This window comes from Streptomyces sp. NPDC026377 (genome assembly GCF_055567715.1).
In genome coordinates this window covers 98350-115023 of record NZ_JBVHPV010000007.1, presented here as the reverse complement: position 1 = coordinate 115023, position 16674 = coordinate 98350, and the positions used below count along the sequence as shown (strand labels likewise).

Genomic DNA, 16674 nt, shown 5'->3' with positions numbered 1-16674 from the left:
TTCCGGCGGGGACGAGGACAGGGTGTGGCGATACACACACCTTCCGGGAGCGCAGTTGTACGATCCCTCCTTGGCTGGAAGCGGGGTCTTGGGCAAGGATCGGCGCCATGGACCTGCTGAACACGCTGGTGGACAAGGGGCTGCGGCGCGAGCTGCCGAGCCGTGAAGAGGCGCTCGCCGTACTGGCGACCTCCGACGAGGAACTGCTCGACGTGGTGGCCGCCGCCGGAAAGGTGCGCCGTCAGTGGTTCGGGCGCCGGGTGAAGCTGAACTACCTGGTGAACCTGAAGTCCGGGCTGTGCCCGGAGGACTGCTCGTACTGCTCGCAGCGGCTGGGCTCGAAGGCCGAGATCCTCAAGTACACCTGGCTGAAGCCGGACGAGGCGTCCAGGGCCGCCGCCGCCGGTGTCGCGGGCGGCGCCAAGCGCGTCTGCCTGGTGGCCAGCGGGCGCGGCCCGACCGACCGCGACGTGGACCGCGTCTCGCAGACCATCGAGGCGATCAAGGAGCAGAACGAGGGCGTCGAGGTGTGCGCCTGCCTCGGTCTGCTCTCCGACGGCCAGGCCGAGCGGCTGCGCGCGGCGGGCGCCGACGCGTACAACCACAACCTCAACACGTCCGAGGGGACGTACGGGGACATCACGACCACCCACACCTACGCCGACCGCGTCGACACCGTGCAGAAGGCGCACGGGGCCGGACTCTCCGCCTGCTCCGGTCTGATCGCGGGCATGGGCGAGAGCGACGAGGACCTGGTCGACGTGGTCTTCGCGCTGCGCGAGCTCGACCCGGACTCGGTGCCGGTCAACTTCCTCATCCCGTTCGAGGGCACCCCGCTCGCCAAGGAGTGGAACCTCACCCCGCAGCGCTGTCTGCGGATCCTCGCGATGGTCCGGTTCGTCTGCCCGGACGTCGAGGTCCGGCTCGCGGGCGGCCGCGAGGTGCATCTGCGCTCGATGCAGCCCCTCGCCCTGCACCTGGTCAACTCCATCTTCCTCGGCGACTACCTCACCAGTGAGGGCCAGGAGGGCAAGGCCGACCTGGAGATGATCGCGGACGCCGGTTTCGAGGTGGAGGGCGCGGGCACCACCACGCTGCCCGAGCACCGCGCCGACGCGGTCGCCGCCGCGGGCTGCGGCTCGCACGCGGCGAGCGGCTGCGGCTCGCACGAGGGCGGCGGCTGCGGCCCGTGCGGCGAGAGCGCTCCGGTGGCCGCCGAGGTCCCCGAGGCGCGTACGGACCTGGTGGCGGTGCGCCGCCGGGGCGCCGGAACGGACCTCGCCCCCAATGCCTGATGCCCTCTACGACGTCGCCCAGCTGCGGGCGCTGGACCGCCGGCACGTCTGGCATCCCTACGGCCCCATGCCGGGCCGCCAGGAGCCGCTGGTCGTGGAGTCCGCGGCCGGGGTCCGACTGCGCCTGGCCGAGGAGACCGAGGGGCGGCGCGAGCTCGTCGACGGCATGGCCTCCTGGTGGTCGGCGCTGCACGGCTACAACCACCCGGCCCTGAACACCGCCGCCCACAACCAGCTGGACCGGATGAGCCATGTGATGTTCGGCGGGCTCACCCACGAGCCCGCCGTGCGCCTCAGCGTCAAGCTCGTGGAGATCACCCCCGAGCCGCTCCAGCACGTCTTCCTCAGCGACTCCGGCTCGGTGTCGGTCGAGGTCGCCATCAAGATGTGCCTGCAGTACTGGAAGTCGGCCGGGCGCCCGCGCAAGCAGCGCCTGCTCACCTGGCGCGGCGGCTACCACGGCGACACCTGGCAGCCGATGTCGGTGTGCGACCCGGACGGCGGGATGCACTCCCTGTGGTCCGGGCGCCTGCCGGAGCAGGTCTTCGCGGACGCGCCGCCCACCGGGTACGACGCGGAGCCGGACGAGGCCTACGTACGCCATCTGCGCGAGACGGTCGCCGCCCACGCCGACGAGGTGGCGGCGGTGATCGTCGAGCCGGTGGTGCAGAACGCGGGCGGGATGCGGTTCCACTCCCCCGGCTATCTGCGGGTGCTGCGCGAGCTGTGCGACGAGTACGACGTGCTGCTGGTGTTCGACGAGATCGCCACCGGCTTCGGCCGGACCGGCACGCTCTTCGCCTCCGAGCACGCCGCCGTCTCCCCCGACGTGCTGTGCGTGGGCAAGGCGATGACCGGCGGCTATCTGTCGATGGCCGCGACGCTCTGCACCACCCGCGTCGCCGAGGGCATCTCCTCGGGCGACGTCCCGGTCCTGGCGCACGGCCCCACCTACATGGGCAACCCGCTGGCCGCGTCCATCGCCTGCGCCTCGATCGACCTGCTGCTCGCCCAGGACTGGCAGGCGGAGATCAAGCGCCTGGAGACGGGGTTGCGGGACGGCCTGGGCGCGTTCGCCGACGCGCCCGGGGTCAAGGACGTCCGCGTCCTCGGCGCCATCGGCGTCGTCCAGCTCGACCACGAGGTGGACATGGCGGCGGCGACCCGGGCGGCGGTCCGCGAGGGCGTATGGCTGCGCCCCTTCCGCGACCTCGTCTACACGATGCCGCCCTATGTGACCAACGACGAGGACCTGGCGCGCATCTGCCGTGCCGTGGGCGCCGCGGCTCGGGAGGGCTGAGATGACGGTACTGGTAGTGAGCGGTACGGGCACGGAGATCGGCAAGACGGTCGTCACCGCCGCCGTCGCCGCGCTGGCACGCGCCGCCGGGCGCACGGTCGCCGTCCTGAAGCCGGCCCAGACCGGGGTCGCGCCCGGCGAGCCCGGCGACGTGGCGGAGGTGCTGCGCCTCGCGGGCGAGGACATCACCGGCGCCGAACTCGCCCGCTTCCCCGAGCCGCTGGCCCCCAACACGGCGGCCCGGCGGGCCGGGATGCGTGCCGTGCGGCCCGAGGAGGTCGCCGAGGCGGCTCAGAAGCTGGCCACGGAGCACGATCTGGTGCTGGTGGAGGGCGCGGGCGGGCTCCTGGTCCGCCTCGACGACGAGGGCGGCACCCTGGCGGACGCGGCCCGGCTGCTCGGCGCGCCCGTCCTGGTCGTCACCCCCGCCGGCCTCGGCACGCTGAACATGGCGGCGCTGACCGGAGAGGCGCTGCGGGCCCGGGGCCTTCGGTGCGCGGGCGTGGTCGTGGGCAGCTGGCCCGCCGAGCCGGACCTGGCGTCCCGCTGCAACCTGGCGGACCTGCCGGAGTCCTCGGGCTCGCCCCTGGTGGGACTGGTGCCGGAGGGGGCGGGACGGCTCCCGGCCGCCGACTTCCGTGCCGCGGCGGCGAGTTGGCTCGGTCCGGAGCTGGGCGGCGACTGGAGTCTGTGATGGCGGCCCTGCGGCCACGGCTGCAGGGGGCGGGTGATTTCGGGGGCGGGGGCTCGGGTCCGGGGTTCGGGGCGGGGACCTGGGGGACGGGGTCTGGGGCCGGAGGTTCGGGGCGGTGGCTTGGGGCCGGGGGCTCGGAGCGGGTGCCTCGGTTCGGGGGCCCGGATCGGGTGCCTCGGGGCCGGGGAAGGGTGACGTGGGGCCCGGGCGGGGACAATCCCGGTGTCCGCCCCGCCGTTCTCCACCCGTGGTTGGAGGGTCCCCATGGAGCAGCGCGCCAAGATCGCTCCGGACGCCGTGCACCATCCCCTGTTCGCCCGCTTCTACGGCCGGTTCAGCGAGGGCGCCGACCGCAAGGCCGGCCTGGCCGCCCACCGCCGTGAGCTGCTGGCCGGCCTCTGCGGCCGGGTGATCGAGATCGGCGCGGGCAACGGCCTCAACTTCCCGCACTATCCGGGGACCGTCTCCGAGGTGGTCGCCATCGAACCCGAACGCGGGCTGCGCGCCCTGGCCGTCCGGGCGGCGCTGCGCGCGGACGTGCCGGTCGACGTGGTGCCGGGTGCGGCCGAGGCGCTACCGGTGAAGAGCGAGGCGTTCGACGCGGCTGTGGTCTCGCTCGTCCTGTGTTCCGTACGGGACGTGCCGCGCTCGCTCGCCGAGATCCGCCGGGTCCTGCGCCCGGGCGGCGAACTGCGCTTCTTCGAACACGGCAGGGCCGAGGGCCGCGTTCTCTCAGCCGTCCAGCGGGCGGCGGACCGGACGCTGTGGCCGCTTCTGTTCGGCGGGTGCCACACCTCGCGGGACGCGGTCGCGGCGATCGAGGCGGCCGGTTTCCAGGTGACGGCCGTCCGTCGGCTGCGGCTGCCCGAGAACGGGCCGCGCCACCCGGCCTCGCCGTGTGTCCTCGGCTCGGCACGGCGTCCGGATCTCGCCTGACGCGACCGCCGCCGGGACGGGCCGGATCTCCTGCTTCCATCGGATGGCCGGGGGCCGGTCCGCGCCTCTACTCTTCTATGCCGTACGGGAGTCGGCCCAGCCACGACGCAACGACCCGGGAGGCGGCCTTGTCCACAGCTGCAGCGGCAACGGAAGGGGCCGCCGCCGCGCGGGCCCGGGCGCTGACCAAGGCGTACGGCACGGGCGAGACGGCCGTCCTGGCGCTGGACTCGGTCGACGTGGACATCGCGCGTGGCCGGTTCACCGCGGTCATGGGCCCCTCGGGCTCGGGCAAGTCCACCCTGATGCACTGCCTGGCCGGGCTCGACTCCGTCTCGGCGGGGCAGGTGTGGCTCGGCGACACCGAGATCACCGGACTCAAGGAGCGGGAGCTGACGCGGCTGCGCCGGGACCGTGTCGGCTTCATGTTCCAGTCCTTCAACCTGCTGCCGACGCTCACCGCCGCCGAGAACATCACGCTGCCCATGGACATCGCCGGGCGCAAGCCCGACCAGGAGTGGCTGGACCGGGTCATCGACACGCTCGGCCTGCGCGACCGGCTGCGGCACCGGCCCGCCCAGCTCTCCGGCGGCCAGCAGCAGCGGGTGGCGTGCGCGCGGGCGCTGGCCTCCCGCCCGGAGCTGATCTTCGCGGACGAGCCCACCGGCAACCTCGACTCACGGGCCGGGGCCGAGGTGCTCACCTTCCTGCGGGAGGCGGTGGACGGGTTGGGGCAGACGGTCGTCATGGTCACCCACGACCCGGTCGCGGCGAGCCGCGCCGACCTCGTGCTGTTCCTGGCCGACGGACGCATCGTCGACGAGATGCCGAGTCCGACGGCCGAGGCGGTGCTGGACCGGCTGCGGCTGTTCTCGGGAGGGGCCGGGGCCGAGGAGGGGCCGACGACGGAGGGCGGCGCATCGGCGGGCGGCCGGGGGGCGGTGGGCGGCCGGGTTATGGGCGGCGAATCGGTGGACGGGCGGGCGGCGGACGGCCGTTCGCCGGACCGCCCGCCGCCCGGCGGCTCCTCGCCGGGAGGCGCCTCACCAGGCGGCGCCCAGGAGGGCAGCCCCGGCTTCGACCCCCTACGCAAGGGCTGAACGGCCGTGCTGAGGGCGACCCTGCGCGGCTTCCTCGCCCACAAGGGACGGCTGCTGCTGTCCGCGCTGGCGGTGATCCTCTCGGTGGCCTTCGTCGCGGGTTCGCTGGTCTTCTCGGACACCGTGGCCCGTACCTTCGACCGTCTCTTCGCCTCGACCGCCGCCGATGTGACGGTCGGGCCGCCCAAGGGGTTCGACGAACGGGTGTCCTCCGGGGTGATCCGCACGGTCCCGGCCTCGCTGGCGGCGCGGATCGCGCGCGTCGACGGGGTGGCCGCCACACGCGTGGACGCGGCCGTGGAGAACATCACCGTCGTCGACCGCGCCCACCACTCGGTCGGCCCGGCCGGCGGCGCCCCGACCATCGCCACCACCTGGTCGCCCACCAGGCGCAGCCCAGTGAAGCTGACCAGCGGGCACGCCCCCCACGGCCCCGGCGAGGCGCTGCTCGACAAGGACACCGCAGACAGGAAGCACGTCCGCGTCGGGGACCCGCTCACCGTCCTCGCCCAGCCCGGCTCCTTCCGGGTGGAGGTGGTCGGCATCGCCACGTTCACCACCACCAATCCCGGTGCGGCGCTGGTGTTCCTGGACCCCCCGACCGCGCGGCTGCGCCTCCTGGGCACCTCGGAGTCCGCCACCTCCATCTCGGTGGACGCGGCCCCCGGGGTGTCGGACGAGGAGCTCAAACAGCGGATCGCGGCGGCCGTCGGCGGCTCGTACGAGATCAGGACGGCAGCCCAGCGGGCCAAATCGGCCGCCGACGAGCTGGGCGGATTCCTCGACGTGGTGAAGTACGTGATGCTGGGGTTCGCCGGGGTCGCCACGCTGGTGGGCGTCTTCCTCATCGTCAACACCTTCTCGATGCTGATCGCCCAGCGCACCCGCGAGCTGGGCCTGTTGCGGGCGCTCGGCGCGGACCGGCGGCAGGTGCGCCGGTCGGTGCTGCTCGAAGCGCTGCTGCTCGGCCTGGTCGGCTCCACCCTGGGGTTCGGTGCGGGGATCGGCCTGGCGGCCGGGCTGATGGCGCTGATGGGCACGTTCGGGATGAGGCTCAGCACCGCCGAGATGGTGATCGGCTGGGGGACACCGGTCGCGGCGTACACCGTCGGCGTCGGGGTGACGTTCGTGGCCGCGTACCTGCCCGCGCGCCGGGCCGCCAGGGTCTCCCCGATGGCGGCGCTCGCGGACGCCGAAGTCTCCGGCGCGGGGCGGCCGTTGCGGGTACGGGCCGTGGTGGGCGCGGTGCTCGCCGCGGCGGGGGCGGCGGCGATCACGGGGTGCGCGACCTCGACGGAGACCGCGGCCTCCTCCTCACTGCTGGGGCTGGGCGTGGTGCTCACGCTGATCGCGACCGTGGTGGCGGGGCCGCTCCTGGTCCGGCCGGTGATCCGGGTGCTGGGCGCGGCCTTCCCCCGGCTGTACGGTCCGGTGGGCCGGATGAGCCAGCGCAACGCCCTGCGCAACCCGCGCCGCACCGGCGCCACGGCGTCCGCCCTGATGGTGGGGATCGCACTGGTGACCGGGCTGTCGGTGGCCAGTGCCTCCATGACCGACTCGTTCGACCAACAGATCGACCAGACGCTGGGAGCCGACTTCGTCGTCCAGAACGGCGCCTTCCAGCCGTTCCCCCGGGAGATCACCGACAAGGTGCGCGCGGTGAAGGGCACCGAGACCGTCGTCCGCCAGCGCTTCGCCCCCCTGCGGCTGACGCTCCCCGACGGAAGGACTCCCCGGACGACCGCCTCCGGCTACGACCCCCAGCTCGACGACGTCGCCCACCTCACCTACGCGGCGGGCGGTTCGTCCCAGGCCCTCGCCCCCGGCAATCTGGCGATGGACCGCGACTACGCGCGCGACCACCGCGTACGCCTCGGTGACACCCTCCCCGTCACCTTCGCCACCGGCGCGCGGGCGCGGCTGCGAGTGGCGGCCCTGACCGACATGGACACCTCGGGCGGCTTCGGTGTCGAGGGCGGGGTCTTCATGGGCCTGGCCACCGTGGAGCGCTACCTTCCGGGCGGTCAGGACGCGGCGCTGTACGTCAACGCGAACGGCGCCACCGGCGCGGAGGAGCTGCGCACCACGCTGGACAAGGCGCTGGACCCGTATCCGCAGGTGCAGGTGAGGGACCGGGCGGACTACAAGGAGCTGGTCCGTGACCAGATCGCGGTGATGCTCTATCTGGTCTACGCGCTGCTGGGTCTCGCGATCGTCATCGCGGTGCTCGGCGTGGTCAACACCCTGGCCCTGTCGGTGGTGGAACGCACCCGCGAGATCGGGCTGCTCCGCGCCATCGGGCTCTCCCGGGTCCAGCTGCGGCGGATGATCCGGCTGGAGTCGGTGGTGATCGCGGTCTTCGGGGCGCTTCTCGGGCTCGTCCTCGGGATGGTGTGGGGCGTGGGCATCCAGCAGGTACTGGCGCTCCAGGGCCTCAAGGCGTTCGCCGTCCCCTGGTCCACGGTGATCGCGGTCGCTGTGGGCGCGGCGGCCGTGGGCCTCCTGGCGGCACTGCTCCCGGCCCTGCGGGCGTCGCGGATGAACGTGCTGGCCGCGATCGCGCACGAGTAGGCGTCGTCGGCTGGTTGCGTAGAGGGGGGGTGCCGGCGCGGCCCCGGCCGGAAGCTCGCGCGGGCCGGATCGCGGGCCGGATCGCGGCGCGGCTGGCGGGTGTGGGTCCGGGCGGTGCGGGCACTCTTGTGGCCTCGGGCTCTCGGGCCCCCGAAGCCGCCCCGTACCGTCACTTTGCCACTGCTTTACCATGGGTGCACCTACCCACGACTGAAAGGTGTGAGCGTCCGCCCATGGGCGAGCCTCCCAGTACCCGTCCCCGCACCGGTACACGACATCGCGCGATCCTCCCGCCCCTGCCCGATCATGGGACGGAGGTGAACCGATGACCGAAGTGCTTCTGCTCGTGGTGGCCGTGCTGCTGTCGCTGGCCTGCGGGGCCTTCGTGGCGGCCGAATTCTCCCTCACCACCGTGGAGCGTGGCGAGCTGGAGCGGGCCGTCGAGGACGGCGAGCGCGGCGCGAGCGGCGCCCTCAAGGCCGTCCGCAGCCTCACCTTCCAGCTCTCCGGCGCCCAGCTCGGCATCACCGTCACCAATCTGGTGATCGGCATGCTCGCCGAGCCCTCGATCGCCAAGCTGATCAGCGGCCCCCTCGGCTCGCTCGGCCTGTCGGGCTCCACGGCCCGCTCGGTCGCGCTGGTCATCGGCACCGCCCTGTCGACGGTCTTCCTGATGGTCGTCGGCGAACTCGTCCCCAAGAACTGGGCGATCTCCTCGCCGCTGGCGGTGGCCAAGGTCGTGGCCACCCCGCAGCGCGTCTTCAGCTCCGCCTTCCGCCCCTTCATCAGCCACCTCAACAACACCGCCAACCGCATGGTGCGCCGCCTGGGCCTGGAGCCCGCCGAGGAGCTCGCCTCCGCCCGCACCCCGCAGGAGCTGGTCGCGCTGGCCCGCCACTCCGCCAAGCAGGGCGCCCTCGAAGCGGACACCGCCGAGCTCTTCGTCCGTACGCTCAGCCTGGCCGAGCTCGACGCGGAGAACGTGATGACGCCCCGCGTACAGGTCACCGCGCTGGAGGTGCACGCCACCGCCGAGGACGTCGCCAACGCCACGCGTGCCACCGGCCTGTCCCGCTTCCCCGTCTACCGGGGCAGCCTCGACACCGTCGTCGGCATCGCCCACATCAAGGACGTCCTCGCCATCCCCACCGAGCAGCGGCTGCGCCATCCCGTCACCGAGCTGCTGCGCGAGCCGCTGCTCGTACCGGCCACCCTGACCGTGGACCGGCTCCTCGACCAGCTGTACGGACGGCGGACCATGGCCGTCGTCATCGACGAGTACGGCGGTACGGCCGGCGTCGTCACCATGGAGGACATCATCGAGGAGGTCGTCGGCGAGGTACGCGACGAGCACGACCCGCACGAGACGTCCGACCTGGCCCGCGCAGGCGAGGACGCCGACGGACGGATCCTCTACTCGGCCGACGGCGCCGCCCGCACCGACCAGCTGGAGGCCATCGGCCTGCGCGTGCCGGAGGGTCCGTACGAGACGCTGGCCGGCCTGATCGCCACCGGGCTCGGCCGCATTCCCGCCCTGGGCGACAGCCTGGAGCTGGGCGGCTGGCGGCTCGACGTCGTCGACGCGTCCGGCCGCCGCGCCGCCCGCGCCCTGCTGCACGCGCCGCTGCCCGGCGACGGGGACACGGACACGGAGGGCGAGGGGTCCGGGCATCGCCGTCGGCGGGAGCACCGAGGCGCCGGGCACCGTGAAGACGGGGGTACGACACGCCGGAGCCGGGGCCGGGGCGACCGGCGCGAGGCCCGAGAGGCTCAAGAGGCCCGTGAGGCCCGGGAGGCCCAGGAGGCCCAGGAGGCCCGGGAGGCTTCCCTCGGCGGCGAAGGCGCCGCCGTTCGTGAGGACACCGTTCGTGAGGACACCGCCGTCCGCGACGGCCTGCGGGATTCCGACGACGAAGGGCCCGGCCGATGACCGTCGTCCAGTTGCTGATCGGTCTGGCGACGCTGGTCGTCAACGCTTTCTTCGTCGGCGCCGAGTTCGCGCTGATCTCGGTGCGCCGCAGCCAGATCGAACCGTTCGCCGAGCAGGGCAACCGCCGTGCCCGCAGCGTGATCTGGGGGCTGGAGCATGTCTCGGCCCTGATGGCGGCGGCGCAGTTGGGCATCACCCTGTGCACCCTGGTGCTCGGTGTGGTCGCCGAGCCCGCCATCGAGCATCTGCTGGAGCCGGCGTTCCACCTGGTCGGGGTGGGCGAGGCCGCGGCGCGTCCGGTCTCCTTCCTCATCGCGCTGGCTCTGGCCACCTATCTCCACATGCTGCTCGGTGAGATGGTGCCCAAGAACATCGCGCTGGCCGAGCCTGTCAGGACCGCGCTGCTGCTCGGCCCTCCGCTGGTGACGCTCGCCCGCGCGCTGCGGCCGGTGATCTTCGCCATCAACGCCTTCGCCAACACGCTCCTGAAGCTGCTGCGGGTGGAGACCAAGGACGAGGTCGCGGCGACCTTCTCCGACGACGAGCTGGCCCGGATGGTCCGGGACGCGGGCGACGCCGGACTGCTCGACGACCGGGCCGCCGAGCGGCTGCACGACGCCCTTGAGCTGGGCCGGCGCCCGGTCCAGGACGTGGTGGTGCCCCTGGAGAAGGTGGTGCACACCCCGGTCGGCACGACTCCGGAAGAGCTGGAGCGGCTCGCCGCGCTGTCGGGCTTCTCCCGCTTCCCCGTCGTGGACACGGACGACCGCATCCTGGGCTACCTTCACGTCAAGGACGCGCTCGACGCCATGCCGCGCGACGTACCGTTCCCGGTGACGGCGCTGTGGCCGATCGCCCGGGTCCGGACCTCGACACCGCTCGACGACGCACTGACCGCCATGCGCCGCAGCCGCACCCACCTCGCGGCAGTGCTCGACGAGGACGGACGGCTTGCGGGCCTGGTAGCGATGGAGGACGTCCTGCGCGAGCTGGTCGGCAGGCCGGGCACGGCGTAGGCGGCGGATTCCCTACACCGCGGGCTTGGGGGCGGCTTCGGTGCCCGGCGCGGTGGCCACCGGCTTGGCGGGGGCGTCCGGTTCCGTGGTCTCGGTGAGGCCCGGGCCCGGCCGCCCGCTTCCGTCCCTCCGTCCCTCCGTCCCTCCATGCCTCCGGAAGCCGGTCACCGACCGGGCTGGGGCACTACACCGCGGGCTTGGGGGCGGCTTCGGTGCCCGGCGCGGTGGCCACCGACTTGGCGGGGGCGTCCGGTTCCGTGGTCTCGGTGAGGCCCGGGCCCGGCCGCCCGAGGCCCGACGAGCCGATGGCCATCAGCACGGCGGCGAGCGTGGCGAGGCCCGCGGTGGCGAGCGCCGCCTTCCAGTCCACGTCGAAGAGGTTGGTCGCCCCGGCCGTCAGGACCGCCGCGAGCGACTGCGCGAACGTACGGATGGCCCGCTCGGCAGTCGCCTTCCAGAAGGCTTTGGTGAACATGGAACGCTCGCTCTCTCGTGCGTGGTGATGTGGACTGCGTGCTGATCTACTACTTAGTCTGCGTGGTCAAGTGGCCCGAACAGAAGCCGAATTGGGGGGGCCGGCCCGAGGGCCGGGGCGTCCGGGGCAGGTGGTGTTCCCGGCATACCGCGGAACGCCCGGCACCGACAGGGCCCACGCGATCCGGACCGGCCGAGTTCGCGCCCAGGAGCGGGAAGGCGGCATCACTCCACCCCGGGAAGCGCCATCCGGCCGACGCGCACCGACAAGGAGCCGCCCGGCTCGACGGGCGACGGCGACGGTTACCGCCCGCGATCAGCAACGGACCCTGGTGAAGGCCGCCGGGCCCTAACGGCGACGGTCAGAACGCTGCCAGGGCCGACAAGGTGTCGGTCACACCTGCGTCGCAGGTACCCACCGCGACGACCCCCGCCAGTGCCTCGGCCAATGCCCCCGCCCGCGCCTGTTCCAGCACCTCACTCATCCGCTTCCCCCTCGTCCTCTCCACCCGGACCGCGCGACACTACCGCGCGGTACGATCGCTCCGCCATGGAGATGAATGCCAGCTACACCAGCTTTGTCGCGCTCGGTGACTCGTTCACCGAGGGCATGTCCGACCTCCTCCCCGACGGCTCCTACCGCGGCTGGGCGGACCTGCTCGCGGCCCGGCTCGCCGCCCGTACGCCCGGCTTCCGCTACGCCAACCTCGCCGTACGCGGAAAGCTCATCGGCCAGATCGTCGACGAGCAGGTCGCGCCCGCCGCCGCGATGCGGGCGGACGTGGTGACCCTGGTGGGCGGTCTCAACGACACGCTGCGCCCCAAGTGCGACATGGGCCGGGTGCGCGGGCTGCTCACCGAGGCCGTCGAGACGCTGGCGCCGTCCTGCGGCCAACTCGTCCTCATGCGCAGCCCCGGCCGCAACGGCCCGGTCATGGAACGCTTCCGCCCCCGTATGGAAGAGCTCTTCTCGCACATCGAGGACCTCGCCGCCAAGCACGACGCCCTCGTCGTCGACCTGTACGGCGCGGCCGTGCTCGGCGATCCGCGCCTGTGGGACGTCGACCGTCTCCATCTCACCGCCGAGGGCCATCGCCGGGTGGCCGAGGCGGTCTGGCAGAAGCTCGGGCTTCCCGCCGAGGAGGACTGGCTCGCCCCGCTGCCGAACGAGCCGCGTCCCCGCTGGGCGACGCGCCGCGTGGCCGACGCGCGGTTCGCCCGCCAGCACCTCGCCCCGTGGATAGGCCGCCGTCTCACCGGCAGGTCCTCGGGCGACGGCCGCCTGGCGAAGCGCCCGGAGCTCCTTCCGTACGACCTCACCGAGCCCGTGGTGGACGGACCGGGCACGGCGTCCGGCGACGTGACCGCGCTCTCGTAGCAAGCCACAAACCTGACCGGGGCGCTGGCCTGCAGAAATCGCCAGTAGACTCTGGACACGTGACTGCTGTGTCTGCGAAGCCTCGCATCCCCAATGTCCTGGCCGGCCGCTACGCCTCCACGGAGCTGGCCGTCCTCTGGTCCCCCGAGCAGAAGGTGAAGCTGGAGCGTCAGCTCTGGCTCGCCGTGCTGCGCGCGCAGAAGGACCTCGGGATCGAGGTGCCGGACGCCGCCCTCGCCGACTACGAGCGCGTACTCGACCAGGTCGATCTCGCCTCGATCGCCGAGCGCGAGAAGGTCACCCGCCACGATGTGAAGGCGCGGATCGAGGAGTTCAACGCCCTCGCCGGGCACGAGCAGGTCCACAAGGGCATGACCTCCCGCGACCTGACCGAGAACGTCGAGCAGCTCCAGATCCGGCTCTCTCTGGAACTGATGCGCGACCGGACCGTGGCCGTCCTCGCCCGGCTCGGCAAGCTCTCCGGCGAGTACGCGGAGCTCGTCATGGCGGGCCGCTCGCACAACGTCGCCGCGCAGGCCACCACCCTGGGCAAGCGCTTCGCCACCGCCGCCGACGAGCTCCTCGTCGCCTACGGCCGCCTGGAGGAGCTGCTGGCCCGCTATCCGCTGCGCGGCATCAAGGGCCCCGTCGGCACCGCCCAGGACATGCTTGACCTGCTCGGCGGTGACGCATCCAAGCTCGCCGAGCTCGAACAGCGCATCGCCGGTCACCTCGGCTTCGCCCACGCCTTCACCTCCGTCGGCCAGGTCTACCCCCGCTCCCTCGACTACGACGTCGTCACCGCCCTGGTGCAGCTCGCCGCCGCGCCCTCCTCGGTCGCCAAGACGATCCGTCTGATGGCCGGACACGAGCTGGTCACCGAGGGCTTCAAGCCGGGCCAGGTCGGCTCGTCCGCGATGCCGCACAAGATGAACACCCGCTCCTGCGAGCGCGTCAACGGCCTGATGGTCATCCTGCGCGGCTACGCCTCGATGACCGGCGAACTCGCGGGCGACCAGTGGAACGAGGGCGACGTCTCCTGTTCGGTCGTCCGCCGTGTCGCGCTGCCCGACGCGTTCTTCGCCTTCGACGGTCTGCTGGAGACCTTCCTCACCGTGCTCGACGAGTTCGGCGCCTTCCCCGCCGTCGTGGCCCGCGAGCTGGACCGCTACCTTCCCTTCCTCGCCACCACCAAGGTGCTGATGGCGGCGGTACGCGCCGGGGTCGGCCGCGAGGCCGCGCACGAGGTCATCAAGGAGCACGCCGTCGCCTCCGCGCTCGCCATGCGCGAGCAGGGTGCCGAGCGCAACGAACTCCTCGACAAGCTGGCCGCCGACGACCGGATGCCGCTCGACCGCGCCCAGCTCGACGCCCTGATGGCCGACAAGCTGTCCTTCACCGGCGCCGCCGGTGACCAGGTCGCCGCTCTGGTCTCCCGTATCGAGGAGATCATCAAGCAGCACCCGGCCGCCGCCGCGTACACCCCCGGGTCGATCCTCTGACCCGGGCCCGGGCCACTGACGTCACCGACGGGACCACCCGATGACTCCCGAGGAACTCCAGGCCGCTCGCGACAACGTCATCCCCGACGTGGTCGCGAGCGGGCTGTCCGTGCTCTTCTGCGGCATCAACCCCGGTCTGATGTCCGCCGCCACCGGCCACCACTTCGCCCGCCCGGGCAACCGCTTCTGGCCGGTCCTGCATCTCTCGGGCTTCACCCCGCGCCGGCTGAAGCCCTCCGAGCAGAACGAGCTGCTCACCTACGGCCTCGGCATCACCAACGTCGTCGCCCGGGCCAGCGCCCGAGCCGACGAGCTGAGCGCCGAGGAGTACCGCGAGGGCGGCCGCCTCCTGACCGCCAAGGTCGAACGGCTCCGCCCGCGCTACCTCGCCGTGGTAGGCGTCACCGCCTACCGCACCGCCTTCGACGACCGCAAGGCCCGCATAGGCCCCCAGACCCGCACCATCGGCGAGACCCGTGTCTGGGTCCTCCCCAACCCCAGCGGCCTGAACGCCCATTGGACGGCCGAGACGATGGCCGAGGAGTTCGCCCGCCTGCGCATGGCGGCGCAAGCGGAGCCGGACCCGGCGGACGGATAACCAAGGGGTCAGCAGGGGCCCCTTGCCCGGGCTCAGGGCGTGCGCCCCCAAACCCCGGCCCCACCCTTGCTCAGCTACTCAGCCCGCCCAGACCCCTGCCCAGCGGGGCCCCTCTCCTCATCCCGCCGCACCCGGGCCCCGCCTCCGCAGACGGATGTCCGTGTCCATCGCATAGCTCTGCGTCCAGGTGCGGCCCGCGTCCGACTTCCAGGTCACGTGCGCCGTCGAGGTCGCCCCGTCCACCTTGACCCGGTCGACGGTCATCGACCGGTCGCCGTCCCGTACGTCACCGCGCCGCAGGTCCTGCGCCTTGACCGAAACGGGCTCGCTGGGCGCCAGGTTCTCCGCCTCGTCCGCCGCCCGCACCAGCGCCGCCGCCAGCTCCCGGGCCTGCGCGGGGGTGAACTCGGCGACCGACGCCTCACCGCCTCCCGCGAAGCCGGTCATCTGCACCACGCCGTCCGCCACAACGGACACTTCCGTCGTACCGCCGCCCAGGTCCGCCACTGCGTACGCCATCACCATCTCCTCACCCGCCGACAGGAGACGGCGACGTATCAGGACGTTACGCCACGCCGGACCGCCGCTCCCTCACCCGGTCGCCGGTCCCTCACCCGGTCGCCAGCCCCTCCCCGTACGACAGGGCGCGCCTCGTCCCCTACGGAGGATCGACCTCCGTCACGACCGCCATCAACTGGAACTCCAGTTCCGCGTCCCACTGCGCGACTCCGACGGCGATCCAACGGCCGTCCGTCTGCCAGATATGGAGATACGGGACGCTGTTGCTCAACTCACCCCACGGCGCGGCCATCTCCTCTCCTTCCATGCTCCGTGTCAGCACGGTCCAGAGGCTGAACATCTGCGCCGCACCCCACCGTCGGCTCAGCAGCCCGGCCAGTGCCTCGCACTCCGCCTCGTACTGCTCCTGCACTTCGACGCGTCTGCTGCCGTCGTCGTCCCAGAAGTCCTCGCTGGTACTGAGCTCCACCAAGTGGTAGCCGGGACCGCTGGTGATCGCTCCCGACCTGCCGCGCTCCGCGGGGAAGTCGCGGACGCGCAGCAGGTCGATGACTTCGAGATGCCCTGCGGTGGTCATGCAGTCAGTAAACCCGCCGCCACTGACAATTGGCCCGTCAAGCGTCCCGCCTCCGCAGCGCCCACCAGCCCGCCGCCACGGTCAGAGCGCTCCACGCGATCAGGACCGCCATACCGCTCCAGGCTCCCAACGGCCCTTCGGGGTGGAGCAGCAGGATCTGCCGACCCGCCCGGTCCGGCAGGAAGTCCTGGGCGCCTGCGCCCTGCGACACGTCCCCGACTACGAAGGGCACGATCAGGAACAGCGGCACGAGCACACTCATGGCCCCGGTGACACTGCGCAGCAGGGCCGCGAGCCCGGCGGCCAGCAGACTGAGCAGGGCCAAATACAGAGCGCAGCCGATCACCGCGCGCAGCGCCCCGGGATCACCGATGCCTATACCGAACCCCTTGTCCATGAGCGCCTGGCCGGACAGGAACGACGTAAGGCTGGTGACGAGGCCCACGACGAAGACCAGACCACCGATCACGGCCAGCTTCGCCCTGTAGAACAGCCCTCGGTCGGGCACGGAGCCGAGCGAGATCCGTATTCCTCCGTTCTTGTACTCCGCGGCCGTCGCTGTCGCCCCGAAGGTGAGCGCCGCCATCTGCCCGAAGTTCAGGCCGTAGTACGAGAACAGGACGGGATCGAAGTCGGTGCTGTCAGGCTCAGGGCGCCCCAGCGTGGCGCAGACCAGGACGGTCAGTCCGGCTGTGGCCAGGAGCACGGATATCAACGACCCGACGAGGGAGCGCAGCGAGCGGACCTTGATCCACTCGGCGTGGAGAACTGCGGGGAACGACAC

General features: G+C 72.5%; 16 protein-coding genes. 11 read left to right on the top strand and 5 right to left on the bottom strand.

The features are described 5' to 3' along the window. Positions 1–107: 107 nt before the first annotated feature. The 8 genes from bioB to ACZ4MU_RS16890 all read left to right on the top strand — a co-directional run bounded on the left by bioB (position 108) and on the right by ACZ4MU_RS16890 (position 10842). Complete coding sequence (bioB, locus tag ACZ4MU_RS16925; RefSeq protein ID WP_467876646.1) at positions 108–1295, top strand: biotin synthase BioB; 1188 nt, start codon at positions 108–110, stop codon at positions 1293–1295. Further along, positions 1288–2595: an adenosylmethionine--8-amino-7-oxononanoate transaminase gene (locus ACZ4MU_RS16920; protein ID WP_467876643.1), complete on the top strand. Its 1308-nt coding sequence runs from the start codon at positions 1288–1290 to the stop codon at positions 2593–2595. Before bioB ends, ACZ4MU_RS16920 begins: the two co-directional genes overlap by 8 nt. 1 nt (position 2596) lies before the next feature. Beyond that, positions 2597–3289, top strand: coding sequence for a dethiobiotin synthase (bioD, locus tag ACZ4MU_RS16915; RefSeq protein ID WP_467876641.1), 693 nt, complete (start codon positions 2597–2599; stop codon positions 3287–3289). A 264-nt stretch (positions 3290–3553) separates the two neighbouring features. Beyond that, positions 3554–4225, top strand: a complete 672-nt coding sequence (locus ACZ4MU_RS16910; protein WP_467876639.1) for a class I SAM-dependent methyltransferase — start codon at positions 3554–3556, stop codon at positions 4223–4225. A 77-nt stretch (positions 4226–4302) separates the two neighbouring features. Next, positions 4303–5325: an ABC transporter ATP-binding protein gene (locus ACZ4MU_RS16905; RefSeq protein ID WP_467876638.1), complete on the top strand. Its 1023-nt coding sequence runs from the start codon at positions 4303–4305 to the stop codon at positions 5323–5325. Between the two features lie 6 nt (positions 5326–5331). Continuing rightward, positions 5332–7896 (top strand): ABC transporter permease, encoded by a 2565-nt coding sequence (locus ACZ4MU_RS16900; RefSeq protein WP_467876636.1) that lies wholly within the window; start codon positions 5332–5334, stop codon positions 7894–7896. Positions 7897–8221: 325 nt separating this feature from the next. Continuing rightward, positions 8222–9826, top strand: a complete 1605-nt coding sequence (locus ACZ4MU_RS16895; protein ID WP_467876632.1) for a hemolysin family protein — start codon at positions 8222–8224, stop codon at positions 9824–9826. Further along, positions 9823–10842, top strand: a complete 1020-nt coding sequence (locus ACZ4MU_RS16890) for a hemolysin family protein (RefSeq protein ID WP_467876630.1) — start codon at positions 9823–9825, stop codon at positions 10840–10842. The genes ACZ4MU_RS16895 and ACZ4MU_RS16890 overlap by 4 nt, the downstream gene beginning before the upstream one ends. A 184-nt stretch (positions 10843–11026) precedes the next feature. On the opposite strand, the gene ACZ4MU_RS16885 is transcribed toward ACZ4MU_RS16890, so the two are convergent. Both ACZ4MU_RS16885 and ACZ4MU_RS16880 read right to left on the bottom strand, forming a co-directional pair. Next, complete coding sequence (locus ACZ4MU_RS16885; RefSeq protein ID WP_467876627.1) at positions 11027–11317, bottom strand: holin; 291 nt, start codon at positions 11315–11317, stop codon at positions 11027–11029. A 361-nt stretch (positions 11318–11678) separates the two neighbouring features. After that, on the bottom strand, positions 11679–11801 hold the full coding sequence (locus tag ACZ4MU_RS16880) for a hypothetical protein (RefSeq protein WP_467876626.1): 123 nt from the start codon (positions 11799–11801) through the stop codon (positions 11679–11681). A gap of 65 nt (positions 11802–11866) precedes the next feature. Here ACZ4MU_RS16880 and ACZ4MU_RS16875 point away from each other — a divergent pair, with 65 nt between their 5' ends. The 3 genes from ACZ4MU_RS16875 to mug are packed head-to-tail and all read left to right on the top strand — an operon-like array spanning position 11867 to position 14794. After that, positions 11867–12694, top strand: a complete 828-nt coding sequence (locus ACZ4MU_RS16875; RefSeq protein ID WP_467876623.1) for an SGNH/GDSL hydrolase family protein — start codon at positions 11867–11869, stop codon at positions 12692–12694. 59 nt (positions 12695–12753) lie between these two features. Then, positions 12754–14196 carry an adenylosuccinate lyase gene (gene purB, locus ACZ4MU_RS16870; RefSeq protein WP_467876621.1) on the top strand — a complete coding sequence of 481 codons (1443 nt, stop codon included), beginning with the start codon at positions 12754–12756 and terminating at the stop codon, positions 14194–14196. 40 nt (positions 14197–14236) lie between these two features. Then, positions 14237–14794, top strand: a complete 558-nt coding sequence (gene mug / locus ACZ4MU_RS16865) for a G/U mismatch-specific DNA glycosylase (protein WP_467876618.1) — start codon at positions 14237–14239, stop codon at positions 14792–14794. Between the two features lie 117 nt (positions 14795–14911). On the opposite strand, the gene ACZ4MU_RS16860 is transcribed toward mug, so the two are convergent. From ACZ4MU_RS16860 to ACZ4MU_RS16850, 3 genes are all read right to left on the bottom strand, one after another. Next, on the bottom strand, positions 14912–15313 hold the full coding sequence (locus ACZ4MU_RS16860; protein WP_467876615.1) for a hypothetical protein: 402 nt from the start codon (positions 15311–15313) through the stop codon (positions 14912–14914). Between the two features lie 139 nt (positions 15314–15452). Beyond that, entirely contained in the window at positions 15453–15890 is a 438-nt protein-coding gene (locus ACZ4MU_RS16855) for a hypothetical protein (protein WP_467876612.1), read from the bottom strand. Positions 15891–15927: 37 nt separating this feature from the next. After that, a complete protein-coding gene (locus ACZ4MU_RS16850; protein ID WP_467876610.1) occupies positions 15928–16674 on the bottom strand; it encodes an ABC transporter permease in 747 nt (248 codons plus the stop codon).